This is a genomic window from Streptomyces sp. CO7, assembly GCF_053474865.1.
Window position 1 is genome coordinate 554,493 of record NZ_JBRIOU010000005.1, and the last position, 2,365, is coordinate 556,857.

The window sequence follows — 2,365 nt, forward strand, 5'->3', positions numbered from 1 at the left end:
GGGATGTGCACCCGCCGGCCCGGTCACCCGCCCCGGGGCCGGAGCCGGTCACGTTCCGTGACCCTCACCCGGCCGGCTTCCCCTCGGCCCCGGAGCACCACAAGAGGCGGCACCCTGTGCGGGGGTGCCGCCTCTTCCCGTGTGGTCTGCGAGGGCTGTCGGGCCACGCCGCTGATCAGCAGTGCCCGTCCTCCGCCTCCGCGCCGCAGGCACCCTCGTCGGTGATGCGGACGCGGGCCAGCAGCGAGTGCAGGGTGTCGCGCTCCTGCGGGGTGAGGTCGGCGAACAGCTCCCCCTCGACCTGAGCGATGGCGGCGTCGAACGTGGTGACGGCGGTCGTGCCGGCCTCGGTGATCTCGACGATGTGACGGCGGCGGTCCGCCGGATCCCGACGCCGCCGCACCAGGTCACGGTCCTCGAGCGCGTTGAGCAGAGTGACCAGGACGCTGGGATCCACGCCCAGCCGCGTGCCGAGGTCGCGCTGGCCGAGCGGACCGCCGAGGAGGTGCATCAGCACGACGGCGTGCCGGGGGGTGACGTCCGAGGCGGTGAGCGCCTCACGGAGCCGGGCATCGGCGGCGCCCCCGTGACGTGGCCGTTTCGTTGTGGAGCCCTTCGTGTTCATCGCCTACGTCGTCCTGGCCGTCCTGCTGTCCCTGGTGCTGCTCGGGTCCGCCCGCGCCGACATCGTCCGCGACCCGAAGGTGACGCAGCAGCTCAAGGCGGTGGGGGTGCCCGACAGCTGGTTCGTGCCCCTCGGTCTCGTCAAGATCGCGGGCGCGCTGGGGCTGCTCGCCGGCATCGTCTACCGCCCGCTGGGCGTCGCGGCGGCGATCGGCGTCGTCCTCTACTTCGCGGGCGCCGTGATCACGCACCTCCGCGCGGGCGACAAGAAGGGCGTCGGGGGGCCGGCCGTCCTCATGCTCGTTGCCGCGGTGCCGCTGGTGCTGGGTCTCGCCACCGCCTGAGGGGCAGCGGCGCAGCGGGTGGGTCGGCCGGGGGCCGCGGGCCTCGTCGTCCGGCCGGTGGAACGCGACTGTGCGCCCGGGTGTACGGCGGAGGCGGCGCCCTGTGCGGGGCGCCGCCTCCTTCCGTTCGCCCGAGGTGCGGCAGACGGGTCGTCAGGTGCGGAAGGGGCCCGTCACCTCGTAGGTGATGCCGCCGGAGGAGGAGCCGGAGGTGCCGCGCTGGCTGGAGAAGTAGAGGCGGCGGCCGTCGGGGGAGAAGGCGGGGCCGGTGATCTCGGAGGCGGACTGGCCCCCCACCCGCAGGAACGGGGCGACCACGCCGGTCGGGGTGATGACGCAGATCTCCAGGTTGCCGCCGTCCTCGGCGACGTAGAGGTCGCCCGAGGCCGTACCGGTCACGTTGTCCACGCCGGTGAGCGGCGCCGTTCCGCTGGTGACGAGGGAGTCGTCGTAGGCGAGGGAGATGGTCTGCGCCGCCGCGTCGTACGCCCAGACCCGGTTGTCGCCCTTGGTGGTGAACCAGCAGGTGCCGTTCGCGTAGTAGCAGCCCTCGCCGCCGTTGAACCGCTTGGTGCCGGAGACCTGGTTGCGCGTGGCGGTCGCCCCCGTCGGGTCGGGCACCCGCGCCCACGTCACCGCACCGCTGGTGGCGGAGGAGCCGATCATCACCTCCAGCGTGCCGGAGGACAGGTCGCCCCAGGTCGTCGGCCGGAAGCGGTAGAACGCGCCGTCGGTGACGTCCTCGGTCAGGTAGATCACGCCCCGCTGCGGGTCGCAGGCCGCCGCCTCGTGCTTGAACCGGCCCATCGCGTCCCGCCGCACCGCCGCCTTCACGCCCCACGGGTCGGTCTCGTACACGTACCCCCGGTCCACCTCCTCGCAGGACAGCCAGGTGTTCCACGGGGTCTTGCCGCCCGCGCAGTTGACGTTGGTGTTGGACAGGATGCGGTACGCGCCCGTGATGGCGCCGGAGGAGTTGAACTTCACGGCGCCCGCGCCGCCCGTGGAGCTGATCTCCGAGTTGGAGACGTAGATCCAGCCGCTGCCGTCCGCGTAGCAGGCGCCGCCGTCGGGAGCGTCGTGCCAGGTGTAGTTCGTGCCGGACACCTTCTGCCGGGAGCGGGCGATCACCCTGCTGGTGAAGCCGGAGGGCAGCCGGATCCCGTTCGCGTCCGCGGCGCCGAGCGCGCCGTACGGGCCGGTGCCGGGCTGCGCGGGGGCGGCGTAGGCCGCGCCGCGCCACAGGGTCCCGCCGAAGGCGGCGGCCGTGCCGCCGAGGACGGCGGCGCGCAGGAGGTTGCGACGTTCCACGTGCACTCCAGGGGTGAGGGGTACGCGGCCCCGTCCGCCGGGCGGCGGCCGGGGGTTCTGCCTCGTGCCGCAGGGGAGCGTAGGAG

3 protein-coding genes are annotated in these 2,365 nt (G+C 73.8%); 1 reads left to right on the top strand and 2 read right to left on the bottom strand.

Annotated features, from left to right (window positions below):
- Positions 1 to 175 precede the first annotated feature (175 nt).
- On the bottom strand, positions 176 to 625 hold the full coding sequence (locus ACOV8S_RS21000) for a MarR family winged helix-turn-helix transcriptional regulator (protein WP_448319355.1): 450 nt from the start codon (positions 623 to 625) through the stop codon (positions 176 to 178).
- On the opposite strand from ACOV8S_RS21000, the gene ACOV8S_RS21005 reads away from it, so the two are divergent.
- Positions 618 to 968: a DoxX family protein gene (locus tag ACOV8S_RS21005; protein ID WP_448319356.1), complete on the top strand. Its 351-nt coding sequence runs from the start codon at positions 618 to 620 to the stop codon at positions 966 to 968. The two genes, ACOV8S_RS21000 and ACOV8S_RS21005, sit on opposite strands and share 8 nt — an antisense overlap.
- A gap of 153 nt (positions 969 to 1,121) precedes the next feature.
- Here ACOV8S_RS21005 and ACOV8S_RS21010 read toward each other — a convergent pair whose 3' ends face one another.
- A complete protein-coding gene (locus ACOV8S_RS21010; RefSeq protein WP_448319358.1) occupies positions 1,122 to 2,279 on the bottom strand; it encodes an alkaline phosphatase PhoX in 1,158 nt (385 codons plus the stop codon).
- Positions 2,280 to 2,365 lie beyond the last annotated feature (86 nt).